This window comes from Catenovulum sp. SX2 (assembly GCF_052056295.1).
Taxonomy (GTDB): domain Bacteria; phylum Pseudomonadota; class Gammaproteobacteria; order Enterobacterales; family Alteromonadaceae; genus Catenovulum.
Map to the genome: position 1 here is coordinate 1,361,114 of NZ_CP182493.1, position 19,551 is coordinate 1,380,664.

A 19,551-nucleotide genomic window follows, 5' to 3' on the forward strand; every position below is an offset into this window, starting at 1 on the left:
TTCCTACTTAGAACTTATAGTTCTTAAACACGTTCTCAATGTACTGCAACGATTTATTACTGATAGGTGAGTTAACTGATTTAACTTTTTCATCAAATACAGCATCAGTAAATTTCTCAACAGCTGGGATAAATTCTTTACGGCGGTTTAACAGCTCTTCACCCTGTTGGAAGTATTCTTTTTCCAAATTCATTAAAGGTTTTAATACTTCACGAGCTAATTGGTCAACCACATCACTGGTCATAGATTGAAGAATTTCTGTATCCGTTGGTACTTCCATTGGGTCAAATTGAATGCCTGCATCATCTATACCTGCATTCGCACTATCTTCTTCAACTTTTTTACGCTCTAAAGTTTCAACGCTAGTATTCACCCCAGTTGCAACATCAACAATTCGATAAGATATTTGGATAAAACCAACTTTCTTTTTGTTTTGTACTTCGTAATCTTTCACCGCAAATTTTGGTGCTTTAATTTTCGCCACTGGTGCTGTACGTAATTCTTCTTTACTCGGGTTCGGGTTACGAGTTTTCCAGTTCAAGTACTCAATGTTATCTTCGATGACTTCACCGATTTGATAACGTGCAGTTTTGTTTGAAGTAGAAGCAGTTTCATCTACCTTAAACAACAATACACTACCCATAATCGCAATATCGATGCCATAAATACGACCCATTTCTTTAGCCGTATTTTCAGAAACCACACCAATTTGGCCTAGTTTCATTTCTTCTAAAATAGACTTTAAGTTTTCACGTTCTAGGATATTGATATCTTTCGATGCGTTGTTAAACAAGTACGAGATCAAATTATTCGCAATCATGATACCCGCATCGTCATTATTTGACGGGCTTCTAAAGTCAAACACAGCTATTGATTTGCGCACTCGGGTATAAATCGCATCTTCAACTTTTTGCTTTTTACTGAACAAATCTTCGAATTGAGGATTTACTTCTTGTAATTTGTTATACCAATAATAAGCAGAGCCATATCTATCGTCATCGATAAATCGCTCAACTTCTTGGTTAATTTTCGCAGACAAAAACGCTTGTAACGCTTTTTGCTGAACATTATTGTCAGCAAACGAATATTCTTGTGCTTGTTTAAAACTTTCAACCGCTTTAAACAAGTAACCTTGTGAAATGTAAGCATTTGCTTGATTGATTAACTGTAATTCCTTGTTTACACGTACACTTTTAAGTTTACGGACCAAAACAGAATCAAATTGGTCGAAGTCCAATGCTTTTAAATAGTAATTTTCAGCTGCAACCCAATCATTATCAACTTCAGCTTTATTGGCTTTGTTTAAATAATAATCTTTGTTGTTATTTTGCTCGGCTAACTTAAGCAAATTGGTAGCTTGGCTCAAAGAAGGATTTAAATCTAATGCACCTTTTAACAAAGCAACCGCACTAGCAATATTATCAGCTTTTAATTCAGCTGTGCCTTGTTGCAGTAAAGAGTTTGCGCCTTCGCTACGAGCTGTAGTCAACATTTGCATTGTTTGCTCATAGTTAGGATAAATAGTTTGCACATCTTTCAACACAGCGTTGGCTTTGACCCAATCTTTGTTAGATGCGTGTTCAACACCTTGCTGATATTTTGCCGAGACCAAAGCTAAAAAGTCAGTTTTTACGCTAGCTAATTTGCTCGTCAAAGTTCCCGCTTTGCTCGCATCATATTTTTTAACCAAAGCAATTTTTTCTTCAGCTTCGTCCAACACAGCGATAGTCAGAGGCTGAGTGGCTAACAAAGTATCAGCTTCGCTTACCAATTGGCCGACTAATTTGCTGGTGATGTCTTTAAGCTTGTTTTGATATTGTGCATTGTCAGGCTCTTTTTTTAGAGCTTGTTGCATATATTGGATAGCTTGTTGGTATTTTTGAGCTTGGCTTAATTTTAAGCCTATGTCGTACTCTTGCTGACCACTGGCTCCACAGCCAGCTAAAATCAGTGCAGATAAGACTAGCGCCGCCTTTTTCATCTTGAGCTCCTGAATTTACTGAATTTTTATAGTTAATTGATTGCCAGCTAAACTGACGACTTTAGTTTGAAAATGCCTTTGAGAAAAAACAGCTGATTTAAATTCATCTGCCAACTGCTCTGGCCATCCTCGGTATTGTAACTGGTACTCTGTTTTTGCAGATTCAAATTGAACCAACTCAATATCTTTAACACCAGCTAATGTGCTTTTGATTGATTTAACAACTGATTGAGCTTGATCTAATGAGTCTAAATCAACAATATTCAGTTGAATATTACGCGCTGCATATTGTTCGTTTTCCCAAGATACAGTAAGCTTTTTACGTAAATCCTGCCAAATTTCCTTAACGATTATTTTTGCAGCTCGTTTACTGGCTTTTGAACTACTTGCGCCTGGTAAAGTTTTGATACCTGAGGCTGTCGCCATAATTTTACTGTCGTCTGCACGGGTTAAACGGGCGTTAATGGCTAACTCGTTTGCAGTAAGCTTCATACCTTGGTAGTCACTTTCACTTTGCTCTTTTGCAACATTTAAGTGAATAACAAAACCACCACGTAGCTCAGTATCATTGGTTAAATCATAAACTGGAAACTTGTCATCTGAGAGGTGCTCAATTAAATAGTTACGAACTTGTTCTGCCGACACGGCACTATTTTCAACACTAAAACCGTCAATCACTACAGTCACACGCGGCTTTTTCTGCCATTTTAGTGCTTTTTGGAATTGATCAACTTGGTTAATTAATTCGTCAACGTCAGCTTCTGCCTGAATAGTAACTTGGTAAAGGCCATCATCGGTTTTACCTTCTTCTAACACCCGATAAGTTTTTAAACGGCCGCTAGCTGAGGTCATGACTTGATCGCTGACCATTTGAAAATTTTCAACCAAGGTTCTTGACTCAATAATTGTACCAACCGCTTGTTCAATTGCCGCTCGTTTAGCATTTTCTAATGCAACTTTGTAGGCTTGTGCAACTTGGCCGGGTTGAATATCGGCAACACCTTTTGCAACCACTACTTTACCAGCATAAACATTTGCTGATACAACAAATAGTAAACTTGCACATAATGCAATGAATTTGCCTAGATATTTTGAATTGATCATCCTGATATCTAACTCCGCTTAATTACTTGGTTCACTGGTATAAAGTCTATCATCTATCAAATTATTATGTAGAGGAAAGTTAACCTTTTGTTCACTAGTACCCTTTAATAACCAATGATTATCCAAGGTGTACATTAATTTTCGTGACGAAATTAGCGTATATTCAACCTCGTCCATAATACGCGGTAAGTCGCTTAACGCCAGCTCTGCCTGTTGCAGGGCTGATTCACCTCGCTGTGCCGCACTTTCAACCTGATTTAACGCTTGAATTATCGGACTTTCAAGCCTTGTAGAAGTCTGGCCTAACTGCTCTGTTAACAATTCAATTTGCCGTAAACTCTGATCAAATTGTTTGATTGCTTGCGGTAACACCTGTGCTGATTGCTGCAGGCTGGCTGTTAGCTGATCGGTTTGCTGCAAACTTGCCGCTATATGCTGCTGATTCTTTTCTATAGTTTGAGTAATAGCTGCCAAGCTATCGACAATTGAAGTCAATTGACCAGCAATTTTTTCAACTTGCCATTGTTCGATTAATTCTTCAAACGACGTCGGCTCAACAACTTTAACTAAACTTTTATTTCCCAACAAGTTATTTGTATTTTGACTAGGTATAAATGTTAAACCACTGCCTGAGATCACTGTGCTTAAACCAAGCTTAGAATCAATTTGAATAAGGCTGTCTTTACGATAAAAATTACGATAACTGCCATCCAGCTGCATACGAATTTCAACTTGACCACTTGGCGTTAATTCAACACTTGCGACCTTACCTATTAACACACCAGACAAAGTGACAGGTGAGTCTTCGACAATACCGTAAGTTTGTTTAACATGCGCCCTGAGCTCAAACTTCATACTGTGTTGCGGTGCACTGACTCGGTTTAAGTAAATTGCATAAATAACCAAAGCAAGTGCGCTTAAAACAACAATACCTAATATTTTGTCTTGTAGACTTGTTTCAAATGCTTTTGGCTTTGCGAAACTCATTTCTATTCCAATACAATTTTTTTATCTTCAATACGGTAAACCCGCTGAGCTATGCTATGGCTGTCGCCTGCGGTTGTTGTCATTAATAAGCTGGCGCCAGTTTCATCACAGTATTGTTTGAGTATAGCTAATATTTTCTCACGCATAACTGGCGACATACCTGACTGCAGCTCATCAGCTAACAAGAGTTTAGGCCGAATAACCAGCGCTCTAGCTAAATTAACCAAACGTAGTTGCACATCATTGAGTTGATGAACATCGTATTCAAGAATATCTGTTATTTCGAGTTGCTCGGCGACAAATTGAATTCGCTTAACAATAAATTCATTGTCGAAGTTTCTATGATATTTCAAAGGTAAGGCAATATTATTATAGACAGTAAATAAACTAACCAAACCTCCACTTTCGTAACAATAAGATACTTTTCTAAATATTTGATCGGCTGATAATTGGTCAATATCTTCACCATCTACTAGTAAAGTCCCACGTTGAAAAGGGACAATGCCAGCACAAGCTTTCAAAAAGCTAGTCCCGCCGTCCAAAACACCTGTCGCTAAACAGACAATTTCGCCAGCGGCTAATTGTAAAGATGCATCTTCAAATAAGCTTAACTCGCCAAAACCTAGATGAAAATTTTCAACTTTAAGGCTCATAATCTGTATGCCATTAAACTCAATGCCACATTTAAAGTAAAGAAGGTAATAAGTTGGGCTGTTGTCGAGCTGGATATAGCACGGCTAATATCGGTAAAACGCCCTGCCACTCGCCCACAAAAATGTAAACTAATTAACCCAATAAGACTACCGCCAATCAAAGCCTTAGCTAAGGTAATCACAACTTCCAAGCCAGTAACTTTGGCTAAAATCGCACTTAAAAATACGGTAAATGACAAAGTAGGGTCATCCAATAAAATCACCAAATAAGCGGATGAGATACTGACGGCATTAAAAAAAATAAACATCAGCAATAACGACAATGGAAAAGCGAAAAATACAGGCAGCAGAAAAATAAATACTGGACTCATTTGTTGTGCTTTTAATACTTCAAATTCATTGTATAACTTTAGATGGCCTAATTCAGCTGTAATAGCGGTTGCTGAACGTGCGATTAAGATCACACCGGAGATTACAGGGCCTAACTCTCGAATGACGACAATCACAAAAAAGTTCGCATAAAACTCAACCATGCTTTTGCCTGGCGGCAAAACTGCATATAACCTAGCCATCATCAAGGAGCCAATGATTAACGCGATAGCAGTATTGATTCCAATCGCCCGTACGCCTGTATTATACAACTGACGTTTGAACATCATCCAAAATATATTGCGCCGAGCCGGATGCAACAAGTGGCGAGATTCTCTGATAGTGAGCGCCAACAAGGCAGCAATATCTAGAAAATAACAGAAAAGTCCGCGTATATATGCGCCCAAAGCCCCAATCATAAATGTGCCTGAAGATGCTGACTAAACCATAACTGCATGGATTCAACTAAATGAGGGGCATTAACTTTAGCACTGGTTTGCGCGAGCGAAAAATACCAAGCGCTCAGCTTATAATCACCTTGCTTGTAATGTAATTTGCTCAATAAAAACAGGCTATCCGTTACTAGCTGCAGCGTTTTATGTTGTTGGGCGAATTTTAATGCTGTGCTAACCTGTACAATGTTTGCCTGAGCGTAACCCAGTTGATAATACAAATAAGCAGCATCCGCTGGATAATGTTTTGCCGTCTGTGTAAGCTGCTGCGCTAAGTTTGATAAGTCGTTGTTATATAAATACCAATAAGCAAGCTGGCGTGAGTTTAATTTGCTCACATCAAGCAATTCTAGTAACTGGCTATTTTGTGTCTGGCGAAATTCTAACAGGTAACAATCAGCGAGATGGTGTTCATATAATTCTACACTGGCCAACTGTTTGCATTGGGCAACAAGTTGTTCAGCTTGCTCAATGTGGCCATTTGCATAGAGTAAATCCGCCAGCAATAAATTGCTCTTAATGACATACTCTACATCAGCAAATACGGCGAAGCTTTGTTGTGCTTTTTGAAGTTTTTCGATACGCAACTCAGCTGATTGTTGCAACGAAAGACTGTTAAAATCACTGCGGGCTGTTTGCAAGTCAGGATGAATCTGCTCAGTTGTGCTAGAACAAGCAGTCAGGGTAAAAACTAACAGCAAACACAATTTTTTTGCCGAGCTAACTTTCCTCTGCCATACGTTTCGCATCACTTTTTAGCATCCTAACAAATGTTTCCAAATGGTCTGGTCGGTTTACATATTCTTCTAGGATTGCAATCGACTCTTCAAGAGTTTTGTGTCTGAGCATAAACGCCATACTCTCTCTCAAAGGTTTAAGTTCATTTGAAGATAATTGAATCTCTAACAAGTCGGCAAAATCATCAAAGTCGTTGGCCAAAAACAATTTTTTACTATGGCTGCGAAAACGCCATCTAGCCACTTTAGCGCCGATTGAATTTAATGTTGTACCTAACCAGATGCCGATTACCAATACAATAAAGTCACCGATTTTATCCCGCGCTACTGACTTCCATTCCTGCGACAATACACTTTCAGATAATTCTGAGGTGGTACGGATTTCCTCTATGTATTTTTTCGCAACTGTATTCAGCGGATTTAAATTCAATGCTTGCATAAATCTAGCTTCTGCTGGGCCAAACTTTTTCGCTAAATATAATGCTTCACCTTGCAAAGCATAAATCATGTCGTTGTCTGCATAACGCTTTAATGCTTGAGAGGTCAATAGTTCGGCTTTGTCAAACTCCCCTGCTTCAATAAATTTTTGTGCTTGAACCACTACTCTAGTTTCTGATTTTAAATACTTATCAAAAGATTCAACATCTTGCGCGAATAACTGTAAGCTTAAAACCGCGAGCAAGATAACAAAACTTTGTTTAACCATTAATCAGCCACTACAACCATTACGCCAGCGTTATGCATCACTTGGTAAATGGTTTTATTGTTCTGCAAAATCTTTGCATCCATATCGCTAATCACTAAATCAGACTTACGCAATTTGTAGGTATTTTTAGCTTTAACTATCATTGGCTTGATTGCTACACGAGTGTTTCGAATCGCATCATCAACATCAAAATCATACGAGACAGGGCGTTTTTTAACTAAGTCGTCATATGATGTGTCGTCATTTGGATAAACAATATCACCACTTTCACTACGAATAGTTGGCACGGCTGCAATCTTAAAATCTACAACACTGCTCGCATCAATCAGCAATCCAGTAAAGTTAGCGGTATTTTCAAAATCTTTGATAAAAGCGTCTAGCTGTTGTGCCGCTTTATCCGCACCTTGCACTTGCAACCATACAGCCATACGTTTGGTAAATTCAGCTTCTTCAGCTGTTGTGATAACAAAAGGTTGTGCGGCTGCATGTGCTTTAGTAATAAAATTTAGATCTAGGCTTTGTTTGAAAGCGAACCAACTTGAATTAAATTGCGCTTGATAGAGTTCAAAACCAGTTAAACCATTTGCTGTTGAAGTTAAGCCACTCTGTTGCGTTTTACTTTTTGGAATAAAAGTTTCCATCAAGTTACCCGCCATTGGAATTTCCATTGTGACTGACGCAACATCATTTTGATAATGGTCTTTCGTCATAATGGCGCCTTTGATCACAGCTTCAACTTGGGTTCGTACTGTATCACTCGCCAAGGTCATATCTTGCACTAAGGTTTGCGAGTTCACTCTTACGCCGTTGACAATTTCAGCTAGATTTCGATAAGCATCTAATTGTGCAGCCCGGCGCGCCAACAAACGTGCTTTTGAACTGCCAAGTTGATTTTGTGGCGCTACGCCGTAACCATGCGCGAATATACTGCCCTTAGTCCAATTAACACCGCCGTTGGCAGTTTGTTTAATCACTTCGTCTGCTAAAGCTGTTGGAGTACTGAGCATACTCACACTCAAAAGCACTGCCGTAACAATTTTTTTAATAAGAGTCATACGCACCTTTACCTCTATACCTCGTCCCACTTAGCGTAACGTTTTTTAGCTTTTGTAACTTTATCTAAATAACGCCGAGTTTCTAACGCTGGTAAATTTACAGATAGGTATTGATATACTTGTTCTGCAGTCTGTTTATTTATTATTTTAGCTGCTTTATTGAAATTTTTACTGTTTCCAGTAAATGTTTTTGCCACATTACCTACGCCAGTATTGTACGAAGCTACGGCACAATAAAAACGTGCAAGCGGGTCGTCTACTTTACGCAAATAACGGGTTGTTAATAAATCGAAATAAGCAACACCTAACTCAATATTCTGTTCACTGTCGTACAAATATTCAGGTTCAACAACACGTTTTTCACCGTATACATGCCTATACGCATCTATACCCGCAGTTCGCGGAACAAGCTGCATCAATCCAAAGGCTGGAACAGGTGAAGTCGCTCTAGGATTAAAACTGGATTCAGTTTCAATGATTGCTAACACCAAAGACACTGGCACCTGATATTTTTTGGAATAACGCTTAATCACAGAGAAGTTGCGTTCTATAAGCTCATTTTGATAACCGGACAAAAATGGAATTTTGATTTTAAGCACTTTTACCGGTTTATTAGCAACTGTCACTTGACGAGTTTCAGTTACCGCTTGGCTATCGGGTGTTTGATTTGGTTCGAATTCAGCCTGAGCTTCTAAAACCTCTAATTCTTTTAATACTTGGGCAATTTGTTCGTTAGAAACCAAATCCTGCAATACAGGTTTATCTTTTACTGCCGGTACTTGGTTGTTCGATTGACTAGTTGAAGTTGTCGCTTGAGAATTTGAATCTTCGCCTAATTCTTTTTTTATTGCTTGGCTAAGTTGATCTTTTTCTTCCAACACGGCTTGGGTATCCGTTTGCGCGGCTATTAATGCATTTTTTAGGCGTTGAATAACTTGTTGTGGCGATTGGTCGGGTTGAATTATGGTTTCAATCGACAATTGCCCAGCTTCAAAATCCATCATGCGACGGGTTTGCATGTCTGGGGCATAATCAACCCATTCATGTGCCGAAGGCAATTTTAACTCTTCAGCTCCCCAATTAATTTCAATTTTATTCGACAGGCCTTTGAGCGCTCTTTCAACAGCTTGTTCTACCGCGTTAAAACGTCGCTCTAAAATAACGTCCGTGCCGGCAAATTGTTTATCAAGCAATGCATCAATTTCAGCAAAATCATCATCAACATCTGCAAAACCATCGTTGGCAGCTAGATGCACAGGTAACATTAGAGATATAGAGATTGCACCTATACCTATGAATTTGTGTACTCGTCGCACATCCACCTCCCAATCTGTGAACAATCGTCAATCATACCTGTGATTTATTTAGACAAAATCACCAAGATACCGTCCATTGAATGGCGTTCAACATTTGCAAGAATCGCAGCAGCATCTTCGTTTGACACAACCAAATCACTACCATTAATCGTTCTTTCAACTTTAACTTTTACCGGTAAAAAGCTATCAAATTCACTTGGGTCTTGGCTCCAAACAACAGATTTAGTTGGATGTTGCTCAAAGTCTTTCGACGACAATACTAGTTTTCCGTCATTGGTGAAAACTTGAGTGACCAAAGATGCGGTATAAGCTTGCGAGCTTGCATCTAGTATAAAGGCAGAGTGAACTTGACTTGGTTTAGTTGCAGCAGGTGGAACATAAGCTGGGGCTGCCGGAGCATCAGTTTTGGCAGGTAATGCATCAACCAGCGCTTGTTTTAAGTTTTGTTTGTTACGACATTGAGTAGACTGAGCGTTAATACACACACCAACGGTTACTTCCGCAACATAAGTTCCGTCTTCTTGAGATAACTTAGAGTCAACAATAAAAGCGCCTTCCAATGTGCCTTTAACTCGAGTGGCAATTACATCTGACGTGACTTCGTAATCTTCAACCGTAGTACCCGCAGTTAATCTTATGCCCCTAATTTGCTCTGCTAAATTTCGTTGTGCGTCTACTTGAGCTGCACGTTTTGCCATAAATCTAGCTTGGACTTTGTTGGCAACTTTACTCATATCAACAGTGCCAAAGCCTGTTGCTTGCATAATCCCACTCTGAAACGCTTGGTTATCCGCCTGAGCGGTAAAACTTAGCGAGGTTAAGCTTACCAATAAAGCTGCAAAAACCGATTTCATACCAAATTCCTTGTTAAAAATGTTGACCTACCCTAAGTGTAAATCAATTAAAGCTGTGATACAGCTTAGATCATCAAAAAGGCAATAAAACAATGAACTAAATCACAATCTTCAGTGTCGGCGCATTTATGTTATCTTGTGCCGTAAACCACCATGGTTTTACCATGTGCTTCAATTAGCCCTTGCTCTTCAAGGTTCTTCAGCACTCGTCCGACCATTTCACGTGAACAACCAACAATGCGGCCTAACTCTTGACGGGTAATTTTAATTTGCATGCCGTCTGGGTGAGTCATAGCATCAGGCTGTTTACACAAATCTAATAAAGCAGCCGCAACACGGCCTGTGACGTCTAAAAATGCTAAATCGACTACTTTTCTTGAAGTGTCACGTAACCTAAGTGCTAGTTGACCAGAAACCCGGAATAAAATTTCTGGATGCGATTTACACAAATCCTTAAATTTATCATAGGTAATTTCAGCGACTTCACATTCTGTACGAGCTTTAACCGTAGCACTGCGCTCTTGACCATCGAACAGTCCCATCTCACCATAAAACTCCCCAGGGTTTAGGTAAGCAAGTATTAACTCTCGACCTTCATCACTTTCAATACTAACGGCAACCGAACCGTCCAATAATAACGACAATGTTTCAGGCTTATCCCCTGCACAAATCATTGTACTTTTTGCTGGATAACGTTTGCGATTACAGTGTCTTATAAAGTTTTGTAACTCTTCATCGTTGGCTACATGGTATGGCATACTCATGGTTTCGCTCTCTTATTCTAATTGTGAACTTGTAGACATTTTCCCGATACTTTTTATATCATACAGTTAAATGAAGAAAAATCACTCACAACTCATAATTAATCTGTCATACAATGGAATTGCTCTCGTTGTACACTATATCGTATGTAAAAGGATTAACTTTAAATCTAGCCCAATACCATTCATAAAAGTGTGAGCACAGCCCGAATTCGTCCATTTCTAAACTAAACAGGAGCATGTTATGGAACAAGTCTTAGACTGGTACAATAACAACCAAACACAAATAAACGATTATTTAATCAACTTTGTTACCGCTGTATTAATTTTCTGGATTGGTGGCAAGATAGCTCGCTATGTTGCGTCACTTAGCAAAAAAATGCTTGAAGCGAGAGGCATAGATAAAGCCGTAGCAAGCTTTGTCGCCAGCTTAGCCAATGCGGTTATTTTTGCTGCGGTTATAATTGCGGCACTCAGCCAAGTTGGTATAGAAACAGCAACATTTGTCGCCATCTTAGGTGCGGCTGGTTTGGCAATTGGTTTGTCTTTACAAGGGTCGTTATCAAACTTCGCTTCTGGTATTTTAATTACCGTATTTCGCCCCTTTAAAGCGGGTGACTTTGTTGAAGCAGGTGGTGTTTCTGGTGTGGTAAAAGAGATTCAAATATTTTCAACCATATTAACAACCCCTGATAATAAATACGTGGTTTTACCAAACGCACAAGTAACAGGTGGCGCTATCACTAACTTCTCTCGCCATGATACTAGAAGACTCGATTTAGTTATTGGAGTGTCGTACAAAGCAGATTTATTGAAAACAGAACAAGTACTAAAAGATGTGTTAGCGAAACACGAATTGGTTTTGCCAGAACCTACTAGCTTGGTGGCGGTTTCAGCATTGGCAGATTCGTCAGTTAACTTTAACGTGCGTGTTTGGGTTAAAACAACTGATTATTGGGCTGTTTTTTACGACTTAAACAAAAATATAAAAATTGCACTAGACGATAACGGCATCGAAATCCCATTCCCACAAATGGATGTACATTTACACAAAGAAAGCGTTTAAGCTTAGGAGATTTTATGAAGCGCATTTTTCAACTGACCACACTTACAATTGCATTAGCGTCTGGCTCTGCTATCGCACAAGCGCCAGCAGAAGGTGAGTTTGAGTTAGGTATTATTGTTACTTCTGGTAATACAGAAACTACTTCTTTAAAAGGTAAAATTGCTTATAAACATGAGTTAGAAAGCTGGAGCAATCAATACCAATTAGATGCTTTGTACAAAAAAGATGAAATTGGTGAAGGTGATGAAAAAGTATCACAAACGACTGCTCAGAAGTATTTTTTGTCTGGCCAAGGCGACTATAAACTGAATGATAAAAATTCTGCCCTATTTGTTTTCGCTTCATACGAAGACGATAAATTTAGTGGTTTTGAATATCAAAGCACAGTGGCAGCAGGTTATTCGGACCAGCTATTTAAAACTGAGCAGTCGTACTTCAAGTACAACGTTGGTCCTGGTTATACCTTCAATAAAGTCGACGGTGGTGAAAAAGACGAGAGCGCAGTACTACGTTTAGCAGCTGAATACCAATACAAATTTAGTGATCATGCTAAATTTACTCAGAAGCTAAGTACTGAAGCCGCACTTGAAAGTGGTAAAAATACTAAGACTAAATCGGAATCAGCCGTATCAGCTAATCTGATGGGCAGTTTAAGTATGAAAGCCGCCTATACTATAACTCATAACAGCGAAGTACCTGCAGACAAAGAAAACACAGATACTACTACCAGTATCACTTTTGTTTATTTGTTTTAAGTTTATCTGCAAACAAAAACACAAAAGGCGCTCTTCAGCGCCTTTTCTTTTACGTGAGAATTTAGCTCTAGATGCTCGAATCAGGTTCGATTAACAATATTTGTTTGCGTACCACCAAATAAGAGCCAGACAAACCTAACCCCATACTAATCAACAATAAATTAACCATCTCAGCAACAGACAAACCAGATAATCTAAAATCTGATTGATACAAATCAGCAATCCGCACGATTGAACCGGATAAATAATAAAGCATAATTTCTATGCTCAGCCATGCGATTAAACCACCAAAAAAACCATACCATAGGCCAGTAAACAAAAATGGCCGCTGAATAAAACCATCGGTTGCGCCAACCAGCTTAAGTACTTCAATTTCTTCTTTACGGTTAATAATTGACAAACGAATGGTATTACCCACTATTAACACAACAGATACACACAACAACAAACCTAAGCTGCCCATAGTATCTTTAATTAGGGATAAAACTGCATTGAGCCGACGAAGCCATTCAATATCTAATTTACCAAATTCAACTTCGCGCATTTGCTCTAGTTCAGTTAACAAATCTGCCGCAGGAGAAGCCAACGCATATTCGGCAAGCGGAATGACAATTAACACATTCGGTAGCGGATTAGCCTCCAACAAACTTAAGGCGTCACCAAAGCCGGATAACTGCTCAAATTCGTCAAGCGCTTGTTCATTGCTGACAAAAGTTACTTTTTCAACTTTTGCATGTAATTGAACTTGTTTTACGAAAGTTTGAATTTGTTTGTCGGATAAATCTGTATGCAAAAATAGTGAAATTTCTGCGGCACTTTGCCAGTGCTGCTCAACACTTTGGGCATTTTTAGCCACCACATACATAATGGAAGGTAAAGTTAAACTCACGCCCAATACAGCGACTGTTAAAATGGATGGAATTGGATCGCGCCAAATATCACCCAAAGCGACTAACCAATGACGAATATTACCAACAAAAAAGGCGATGATTTTTGCGACCATGCCCAATTTTCTTTGATTGGCACCGGCTGAATTGCGCTGTTTAAACAACAAACTCATAACTCAGCTCCTTGGTTCTCTTCCGCTTGTAAACCATCTTGTACCATGCGCCCTTTGGTCAAAGTTAAAGTTCGGTATTTCATCCGAGCAATTAAACCAAGGTCATGGGTTGCAATCAGCACACTTGTCCCAACACTGTTAAATTCTTCAAACAAGCGCATAATTTCTAACGAGAGTTTTGGGTCTAAATTACCTGTTGGTTCGTCAGCTAATAAAATAGGCGGTGTGTTAACCACAGCTCTGGCAATACCAACCCTTTGCTGCTCGCCACCGGAGAGCATATTTGGATAATAGCGAGCTTTGTCGAGTAAACCAACTTTGTCTAAAGCTGTGTCGACACGTTTGCGAATTTCTTTTAAACCATAACCTTCAATAATCAGCGGCAGAGCAATATTGTCAAATATGGTATTGTCACGCAGCAGCCTGTGATTTTGGAAAATCATGCCGATATCGCGACGAACATAAGGGATTTGTTTACGCGATATTTTGCTTAGATCGTGGCCGTTAATAAAGACATGACCAGCGGAAGGTCGCTCCATTATCGAGATCAATTTGAGCAGCGTACTTTTGCCTGCGCCTGAATGACCAGTTAAAAAGGCCATTTCACCAGGTTGGATGTGAAAGCTAATTTTTTGTAACGCTTGCACACCACCTGAGTAGGATTTAGATACTTGCTCAAATCGAATCATACTATCCCCTGTAAATTATTTTTTAGTTATTATTTTATGCTTGCTCACTTTCTTCTTGAGCAAATAGTGCTTCAATAAAATCATTGGCAGCAAACGGGCGTAAATCGTCTATACCTTCACCTACACCTATATAGCGAATTGGTACTTTAAATTTGTCGGCTATTGCAAAAATAACCCCACCTTTGGCTGTGCCATCCAGTTTAGTTAAACTAATACCAGTTAAACCAACCGCTTCACCAAATAACTTAGCTTGGCTAATCGCATTTTGCCCTGTGGTCGCATCAACCACCAGCATAACTTCATGTGGTGCATCTGCATCAATTTTTTTCATCACACGAACAATTTTTTTCAATTCTTCCATCAAGTGTGATTTGTTTTGTAATCGACCTGCCGTATCCGCAATCAATACATCCACATTTTTAGATTTAGCTGATTCGTAGGCATCGTAAATAACTGAAGCACTATCTGCGCCAGTATGTTGTGCGACAACAGCAATATCATTACGTTGTCCCCATACTTGCAATTGCTCAACAGCTGCAGCTCTGAATGTATCCCCTGCAGCCAACATTACTGACTTGCCTTGCTGTTGATATTGTTTGGCTAATTTACCTATAGTCGTGGTTTTACCAACACCGTTAACCCCAACCATCAGCATAACAAACGGACCTTTGGACTTTTCAAGCTCTAGCGGTTGCTCAACCTCTTGTAAAATTTGCTGCATTTGATCTTTAACAACCGAATACAAACCTTCCGCTTCTTTAAGTTGTTTTTTCTCTGCCGCTTCTGTTACCTGGTCGATAATTTTCATAGTGGTATCAATACCTACATCCGCCATCAACAGCTGCGTTTCTAGGTCTTCATACAACTCATCATCGATTTTCTTGCCTTTGAATAGTGAAAATAATCCACTACCAATTGACGCTTTGGTACGAGTTAAACTTGCTTTTAGCCGAGCGAATAAACCTTGTTTAGGTTTTTGTTGTGGCTCTGGTTGCTGCTCTGGCTGAATCTCTGGTTGGACTGCAAGCGGTTGCTCAACTTCTTCAACTTTTGCTTCGACCTCAAGCGACGGCTCATCATCAACTTGCTCTATAACCTCTGCTTGTGTGGTCTCGACAACATCAGTTGTTTCAACTTGTACTGTGGTAACTTGCTCAGACGAAACTTCAGCGGATGATTGCACTACTTCCGGTTCAACATTTTGTTGTTCGGTTACTTTTTCATCTTGCTTTTGTTCGGACTTACGGCCAAACCATCCAAATAAACCTTTTTTCTGACTCATTTTGGCTAACTTACTCTTTAAAAATCGCGTTAAATATGATGGAAACTGGCTCTAACACCCAGCTTTGAGGTAAAATATCATTTTTATATTAAATCTAGACGCCAATGGTATCACGCCCAGCCCGTAGACAAAATAAAGCAAATGCTAAAGCAAGCAAGAATCCAGGAAGTGTACGTATTATTTCTGGTTTATTTAAAGGAAAAAAGCTTGCCGTGATGGATATAGATGGTTTGCGCCCGACCACTGACAGAGTTAAAGAAACTGTATTTAACTGGTTGATGTTTGATGTTGCAGGCAGTACCACGCTTGATTGTTTTGCTGGCTCTGGTTCACTCGCTTTTGAAGCGCTCTCGCGCGGCGCTTCTGACGTTACACTTATAGAAAAATCACCGGCAGCGGCAAAACAACTGGAAAAAAATTTAAGCAGTTTAAAGTTAGCAGCAGATACAAATACCCAAGTTATCACAACTGATAGCCTGCAATATTTGGCAACTTCAGCAAACAAACAATTTGATTTAGTCTTTATCGACCCTCCTTTTAGACAAAATTTAGTCAGCCAATCTTGTCATTTACTGGTAGATAAGGGTTGGTTAGCGCCTGATGCGTTAATTTACCTTGAATATGAAAAAGAACTTAATTTTGTAGATTTACCAAGTACTTGGCGCTTATTAAAAAGCCAAACTGCCGGCCAATCTAGCTTTCATTTATATCAACACACAGCTTAGCTGAGGTTAGTAACTGTTGCCGATAAAAAATTTTCATAAAAATTTAAAATATTGAGCGACATTTAACCAATTTAGCTGCTACAATGAATTCTGCGGTTTTTCGCAACTGAAAAGTTGTCAGATCCTGTGGCAACTTAGTTTTATTTTGTAAGAGAAGAAAATGTCAAATCAAGTTATCGGTACAGTAAAGTGGTTCAATGATGAAAAGGGTTTTGGATTTATTGAGCAAGAAGGCGGCAAGGACGTATTTGTTCACTACAGCGCAATCCAAACAGCTGGTGGACGTAGAACCCTAGCTGAAGGCCAACAAGTAACTATGACTGTTACCCAAGGTCAAAAAGGCCCTCAAGCAGAGAACGTTGTACCGGCTTAATTTTCCAGTCAACTAATTCGTAAGTTAAAAAGCCGACATCTGTCGGCTTTTTTATTGCCGTCATAAAATACTTCAAGGGCCGAGAGCTTGTTAATCTTGCATCTTCAAGTAGCTTGGGTATATTAACGCCAGTTTATTTGTAAGCTTCAAGGAGCATGCTTTGGAAAAGCAGTTAGAAAGATTGTTGTACGCCACGCGTTGGTTGTTAGCCCCTATTTATATTGGTTTGAGCTTAGCACTCGTTGCGCTATCTATTAAATTCTTTCAAGAGATGTTTCATCTTTTACCACATATACTTGAAACCAAAGAAACAGATTTGATTTTAGTCACCTTATCTTTAATTGATATGGTGCTCGTCGGCGGTTTGTTGGTTATGGTAATGTTTTCTGGCTACGAAAACTTTGTCAGCAAAATTGATATTGATGAAGGTAGCGAAAAACTAGGTTGGTTAGGTAAAGTTGATTCAGGTACTTTAAAAAATAAAGTGGCCGCATCTATTGTTGCCATATCGTCGATTCATTTACTTAAAGTGTTTATGAATGCTGACAATATTGAAAGTGAAAAAATGTTTTGGTATGTCATCATCCACTTAACATTTGTAGTTTCAGCATTTGCTATGGGTTATTTAGATAAAATTACCCGAGGCAGCCACTAAACAGCTAAAACAAACTCGGCGTTAGTCTCGCAGTACTAACGCCTAGCTATAAGTTAAAAGTAACCTAAAGCTTTCAACTTAAGTATTGCCGCTACACTAATTGCATCGTGAATTTTTCCAGCCATTACCAACTCATATACCTCAGCTAACGGCATTTTTACCAATTGTAATTGTTCTGTTTCTTCAGGCTCAGCTTGCCCCTCAGTAATACCTGTGGCCAGATAAACTATCGCTTTATCATCAGTCGAACTATTTGACAGTGATAACTCCATAAACGGCAATAACTTTTCTGCGCTTAACCCAGCTTCTTCTTTCAATTCGCGCAGTGCACAATCGGCTGGCTGTTCACCTTTAGGGCAGCCGCCTTCAATGATTTCCCAACTGTACGCTTCTAACGGGTAGCGCCACTGACCAACCAACCAAGTATTGCCATGTTCATCAATTGGTACTATACCAACCGCTAAGTTTTGAAACTCAACCACACTATAAATACCTTGCGTATTCGCAGGTGTTGTTACTTGATCTTCACGCACTCTGATCCACGCATTGCTGTATATTTCTTTGCTAGAATGTACTAACCAAGGATTAGCTTCATCTGTTAATTCAATTGCCATGTTTTGTCCTTACCCAAAAATTAATCACTTACACAATTTCGGCCAGCTTTTTTCGCTCTATATAAAGCTTCATCCGCTACTTTTAAACTCGCGTCAAAACCACCATGCGATTTGTTGCTGATACAATAGCCTAAACTTATCGTTACGTTTACTACTTGTTTGCTCGATTTCAGATTGGCTTGACGATCTTTTTTACTTTGGCTCGAACGTGTTTTATCACGCACAACCATGTCATAGTCTGCAATGTTTTGTCGTAATTTTTCTAACTCAGCGACTACTTTTGTCTGTTTGTGGCCTTTAAACACAAGCGTAAATTCTTCACCACCATAGCGAAAAACACGCCCTCCTTGACCAACTTGACTTAATCGACTGGCGACAAGTTTAAGAACCTGATCACCCACATCGTGGCCATAGGTATCATTAAATTTTTTAAAGTGATCAACATCAGACATAACGACAATATAGTTTCGCCCTAACGACGACGCATATTGATTTAACGCACGACGTGAAGGTAAACCGGTCAACTCATCGTAATATGCCAAGCGATAAGCATGCTGCGCGACAAAAATAATTGCGGTACCAGCGACGGCTAAATAACTCAAAACAACCAATTGCACATTATCTGCCAACTGGGTGGATAACCATGCAGCACACACTAAACCAATAAACACACCTTCTTGCGCCTGTTTGTAGCGCCAACAAGCTAATAAACTCAGTAACACAGCGGATAAACAGCTAATCACCACTGTGTATGAGTACAAGGGCTCAGGTAAGCTTGGTTGGTTTAACCAGACAAATAGTGAGCTCAGCTTTGCAGGAAAAAGCTGCCAACCAATAAAACTCAACAGCAAAGGACTTAAACCAATTAACAATAACAACCAGCCAAACCAATGGCGTAGACTCTTATTTGGTATGCATAAACAAATTAATGCAGCAGCAGATACTGTGCATAACTTAGCGGCATTTTGTAAAGACGGTGCCAACTGTGCAGGCTCCATCCAAACATCAAATTGTGGCAATAACAAAGTTGCGAGTAAACAAGCAAGCGCAACACGCAACTGGTTGTATTGTACAGCAAGGCCTAAAGCCAATAACAAACAAGCTTGCGGCAACCAATCCAACGCTCTATGCCAAGCACCAAATTGATACAAATATTCGACGTGCGCAAGATAACTTGCGATAACTAGGGCAACAGGAACAATAAGAGCTTTTAATAACATCTGGTTAAATCAGTTCGAAACGCTGTTTTTTGCCAGCAGTATACTGAGTTCCCTTAGAAAAAACACGTTTAACCAAGACTCTTAAGTATAGATCCGCTATAGTTAACTGGTCATACCATTTAACTAACCTGAACTTG

At 39.3% G+C, this 19,551-nt stretch carries 21 protein-coding genes; 5 read left to right on the forward strand and 16 right to left on the reverse strand.

Annotated elements, in window-relative coordinates; all coding sequences use genetic code 11:
* Positions 1–7: 7 nt before the first annotated feature.
* The 11 genes from ACMZOO_RS05710 to crp form a co-directional block, all read right to left on the reverse strand.
* Positions 8–1,981, reverse strand: coding sequence for a CsgG/HfaB family protein (locus ACMZOO_RS05710; RefSeq protein ID WP_440905762.1), 1,974 nt, complete (start codon positions 1,979–1,981; stop codon positions 8–10).
* A 15-nt stretch (positions 1,982–1,996) separates the two neighbouring features.
* Positions 1,997–3,085, reverse strand: a complete 1,089-nt coding sequence (locus ACMZOO_RS05715) for a hypothetical protein (protein ID WP_440905763.1) — start codon at positions 3,083–3,085, stop codon at positions 1,997–1,999.
* 18 nt (positions 3,086–3,103) lie between these two features.
* On the reverse strand, positions 3,104–4,072 hold the full coding sequence (locus ACMZOO_RS05720) for an MlaD family protein (RefSeq protein ID WP_440905764.1): 969 nt from the start codon (positions 4,070–4,072) through the stop codon (positions 3,104–3,106).
* Between the two features lie 2 nt (positions 4,073–4,074).
* Entirely contained in the window at positions 4,075–4,725 is a 651-nt protein-coding gene (locus ACMZOO_RS05725) for an ATP-binding cassette domain-containing protein (protein ID WP_440905765.1), read from the reverse strand.
* Entirely contained in the window at positions 4,722–5,513 is a 792-nt protein-coding gene (locus ACMZOO_RS05730) for an MlaE family ABC transporter permease (RefSeq protein ID WP_440905766.1), read from the reverse strand. The genes ACMZOO_RS05725 and ACMZOO_RS05730 overlap by 4 nt, the downstream gene beginning before the upstream one ends.
* A complete protein-coding gene (locus ACMZOO_RS05735; RefSeq protein ID WP_440905767.1) occupies positions 5,510–6,298 on the reverse strand; it encodes a hypothetical protein in 789 nt (262 codons plus the stop codon). Before ACMZOO_RS05735 ends, ACMZOO_RS05730 begins: the two co-directional genes overlap by 4 nt.
* Positions 6,267–6,989 carry a hypothetical protein gene (locus tag ACMZOO_RS05740; RefSeq protein ID WP_440905768.1) on the reverse strand — a complete coding sequence of 241 codons (723 nt, stop codon included), beginning with the start codon at positions 6,987–6,989 and terminating at the stop codon, positions 6,267–6,269. Before ACMZOO_RS05740 ends, ACMZOO_RS05735 begins: the two co-directional genes overlap by 32 nt.
* Positions 6,989–8,044, reverse strand: a complete 1,056-nt coding sequence (locus ACMZOO_RS05745; protein ID WP_440905769.1) for an LPP20 family lipoprotein — start codon at positions 8,042–8,044, stop codon at positions 6,989–6,991. The genes ACMZOO_RS05740 and ACMZOO_RS05745 overlap by 1 nt, the downstream gene beginning before the upstream one ends.
* 14 nt (positions 8,045–8,058) lie before the next feature.
* On the reverse strand, positions 8,059–9,360 hold the full coding sequence (locus ACMZOO_RS05750) for a murein transglycosylase domain-containing protein (RefSeq protein WP_440905770.1): 1,302 nt from the start codon (positions 9,358–9,360) through the stop codon (positions 8,059–8,061).
* A 44-nt stretch (positions 9,361–9,404) separates the two neighbouring features.
* Positions 9,405–10,214: an LPP20 family lipoprotein gene (locus tag ACMZOO_RS05755; RefSeq protein WP_440905771.1), complete on the reverse strand. Its 810-nt coding sequence runs from the start codon at positions 10,212–10,214 to the stop codon at positions 9,405–9,407.
* A 131-nt stretch (positions 10,215–10,345) separates the two neighbouring features.
* Positions 10,346–10,978, reverse strand: coding sequence for a cAMP-activated global transcriptional regulator CRP (crp, locus tag ACMZOO_RS05760; protein WP_440905772.1), 633 nt, complete (start codon positions 10,976–10,978; stop codon positions 10,346–10,348).
* Positions 10,979–11,219: 241 nt separating this feature from the next.
* Here crp and ACMZOO_RS05765 point away from each other — a divergent pair, with 241 nt between their 5' ends.
* Together ACMZOO_RS05765 and ACMZOO_RS05770 are read left to right on the forward strand one after the other, a co-directional pair.
* Positions 11,220–12,041, forward strand: a complete 822-nt coding sequence (locus ACMZOO_RS05765; RefSeq protein WP_440905773.1) for a mechanosensitive ion channel family protein — start codon at positions 11,220–11,222, stop codon at positions 12,039–12,041.
* 14 nt (positions 12,042–12,055) lie between these two features.
* A complete protein-coding gene (locus tag ACMZOO_RS05770; RefSeq protein WP_440905774.1) occupies positions 12,056–12,796 on the forward strand; it encodes a DUF481 domain-containing protein in 741 nt (246 codons plus the stop codon).
* A 67-nt stretch (positions 12,797–12,863) separates the two neighbouring features.
* On the opposite strand, the gene ftsX is transcribed toward ACMZOO_RS05770, so the two are convergent.
* Genes ftsX through ftsY form a run of 3 tightly spaced genes read right to left on the reverse strand, consistent with a single transcriptional unit; the run spans position 12,864 to position 15,827 of the window.
* Complete coding sequence (gene ftsX / locus ACMZOO_RS05775; protein WP_440905775.1) at positions 12,864–13,856, reverse strand: permease-like cell division protein FtsX; 993 nt, start codon at positions 13,854–13,856, stop codon at positions 12,864–12,866.
* Positions 13,853–14,545 (reverse strand): cell division ATP-binding protein FtsE, encoded by a 693-nt coding sequence (gene ftsE / locus ACMZOO_RS05780; RefSeq protein WP_016955151.1) that lies wholly within the window; start codon positions 14,543–14,545, stop codon positions 13,853–13,855. The genes ftsX and ftsE overlap by 4 nt, the downstream gene beginning before the upstream one ends.
* Before the next feature lie 34 nt (positions 14,546–14,579).
* Entirely contained in the window at positions 14,580–15,827 is a 1,248-nt protein-coding gene (ftsY, locus tag ACMZOO_RS05785) for a signal recognition particle-docking protein FtsY (RefSeq protein ID WP_440905776.1), read from the reverse strand.
* A 104-nt stretch (positions 15,828–15,931) separates the two neighbouring features.
* Between ftsY and rsmD the strand changes: the two genes are divergently transcribed.
* The 3 genes from rsmD to ACMZOO_RS05800 all read left to right on the forward strand — a co-directional run bounded on the left by rsmD (position 15,932) and on the right by ACMZOO_RS05800 (position 17,580).
* The gene (gene rsmD, locus ACMZOO_RS05790) at positions 15,932–16,552 is read left to right on the forward strand and encodes a 16S rRNA (guanine(966)-N(2))-methyltransferase RsmD (RefSeq protein ID WP_440905777.1); all 621 of its coding nucleotides are present in this window, start codon (positions 15,932–15,934) and stop codon (positions 16,550–16,552) included.
* 160 nt (positions 16,553–16,712) lie between these two features.
* Positions 16,713–16,925, forward strand: coding sequence for a cold-shock protein (locus tag ACMZOO_RS05795; RefSeq protein ID WP_016955154.1), 213 nt, complete (start codon positions 16,713–16,715; stop codon positions 16,923–16,925).
* Between the two features lie 160 nt (positions 16,926–17,085).
* Complete coding sequence (locus ACMZOO_RS05800) at positions 17,086–17,580, forward strand: TIGR00645 family protein (protein ID WP_440905778.1); 495 nt, start codon at positions 17,086–17,088, stop codon at positions 17,578–17,580.
* Between the two features lie 53 nt (positions 17,581–17,633).
* Here ACMZOO_RS05800 and ACMZOO_RS05805 read toward each other — a convergent pair whose 3' ends face one another.
* Together ACMZOO_RS05805 and ACMZOO_RS05810 are read right to left on the reverse strand one after the other, a co-directional pair.
* Complete coding sequence (locus tag ACMZOO_RS05805) at positions 17,634–18,194, reverse strand: NUDIX domain-containing protein (RefSeq protein WP_440905779.1); 561 nt, start codon at positions 18,192–18,194, stop codon at positions 17,634–17,636.
* Between the two features lie 20 nt (positions 18,195–18,214).
* Positions 18,215–19,414, reverse strand: coding sequence for a GGDEF domain-containing protein (locus tag ACMZOO_RS05810; protein ID WP_440905780.1), 1,200 nt, complete (start codon positions 19,412–19,414; stop codon positions 18,215–18,217).
* Between the last annotated feature and the right edge of the window lie 137 nt (positions 19,415–19,551).

What these genes read in the sequence shown, in the direction of transcription:
- ACMZOO_RS05710 (WP_440905762.1), bottom strand. Translation starts at nt 1,981, where the DNA reads ATGAAAAAGGCGGCGCTAGTCTTATCTGCACTGATTTTAGCTGGCTGT.
- ACMZOO_RS05715 (WP_440905763.1), bottom strand. Translation starts at nt 3,085, where the DNA reads ATGATCAATTCAAAATATCTAGGCAAATTCATTGCATTATGTGCAAGT.
- ACMZOO_RS05720 (WP_440905764.1), bottom strand. Translation starts at nt 4,072, where the DNA reads ATGAGTTTCGCAAAGCCAAAAGCATTTGAAACAAGTCTACAAGACAAA.
- ACMZOO_RS05725 (WP_440905765.1), bottom strand. Translation starts at nt 4,725, where the DNA reads ATGAGCCTTAAAGTTGAAAATTTTCATCTAGGTTTTGGCGAGTTAAGC.
- ACMZOO_RS05730 (WP_440905766.1), bottom strand. Translation starts at nt 5,513, where the DNA reads ATGATTGGGGCTTTGGGCGCATATATACGCGGACTTTTCTGTTATTTT.
- ACMZOO_RS05740 (WP_440905768.1), bottom strand. Translation starts at nt 6,989, where the DNA reads ATGGTTAAACAAAGTTTTGTTATCTTGCTCGCGGTTTTAAGCTTACAG.
- ACMZOO_RS05745 (WP_440905769.1), bottom strand. Translation starts at nt 8,044, where the DNA reads ATGACTCTTATTAAAAAAATTGTTACGGCAGTGCTTTTGAGTGTGAGT.
- ACMZOO_RS05755 (WP_440905771.1), bottom strand. Translation starts at nt 10,214, where the DNA reads ATGAAATCGGTTTTTGCAGCTTTATTGGTAAGCTTAACCTCGCTAAGT.
- crp (WP_440905772.1), bottom strand. Translation starts at nt 10,978, where the DNA reads ATGAGTATGCCATACCATGTAGCCAACGATGAAGAGTTACAAAACTTT.
- ACMZOO_RS05765 (WP_440905773.1), top strand. Translation starts at nt 11,220, where the DNA reads ATGGAACAAGTCTTAGACTGGTACAATAACAACCAAACACAAATAAAC.
- ACMZOO_RS05770 (WP_440905774.1), top strand. Translation starts at nt 12,056, where the DNA reads ATGAAGCGCATTTTTCAACTGACCACACTTACAATTGCATTAGCGTCT.
- ftsX (WP_440905775.1), bottom strand. Translation starts at nt 13,856, where the DNA reads ATGAGTTTGTTGTTTAAACAGCGCAATTCAGCCGGTGCCAATCAAAGA.
- ftsE (WP_016955151.1), bottom strand. Translation starts at nt 14,545, where the DNA reads ATGATTCGATTTGAGCAAGTATCTAAATCCTACTCAGGTGGTGTGCAA.
- ftsY (WP_440905776.1), bottom strand. Translation starts at nt 15,827, where the DNA reads ATGAGTCAGAAAAAAGGTTTATTTGGATGGTTTGGCCGTAAGTCCGAA.
- rsmD (WP_440905777.1), top strand. Translation starts at nt 15,932, where the DNA reads ATGGTATCACGCCCAGCCCGTAGACAAAATAAAGCAAATGCTAAAGCA.
- ACMZOO_RS05795 (WP_016955154.1), top strand. Translation starts at nt 16,713, where the DNA reads ATGTCAAATCAAGTTATCGGTACAGTAAAGTGGTTCAATGATGAAAAG.
- ACMZOO_RS05805 (WP_440905779.1), bottom strand. Translation starts at nt 18,194, where the DNA reads ATGGCAATTGAATTAACAGATGAAGCTAATCCTTGGTTAGTACATTCT.
- ACMZOO_RS05810 (WP_440905780.1), bottom strand. Translation starts at nt 19,414, where the DNA reads ATGTTATTAAAAGCTCTTATTGTTCCTGTTGCCCTAGTTATCGCAAGT.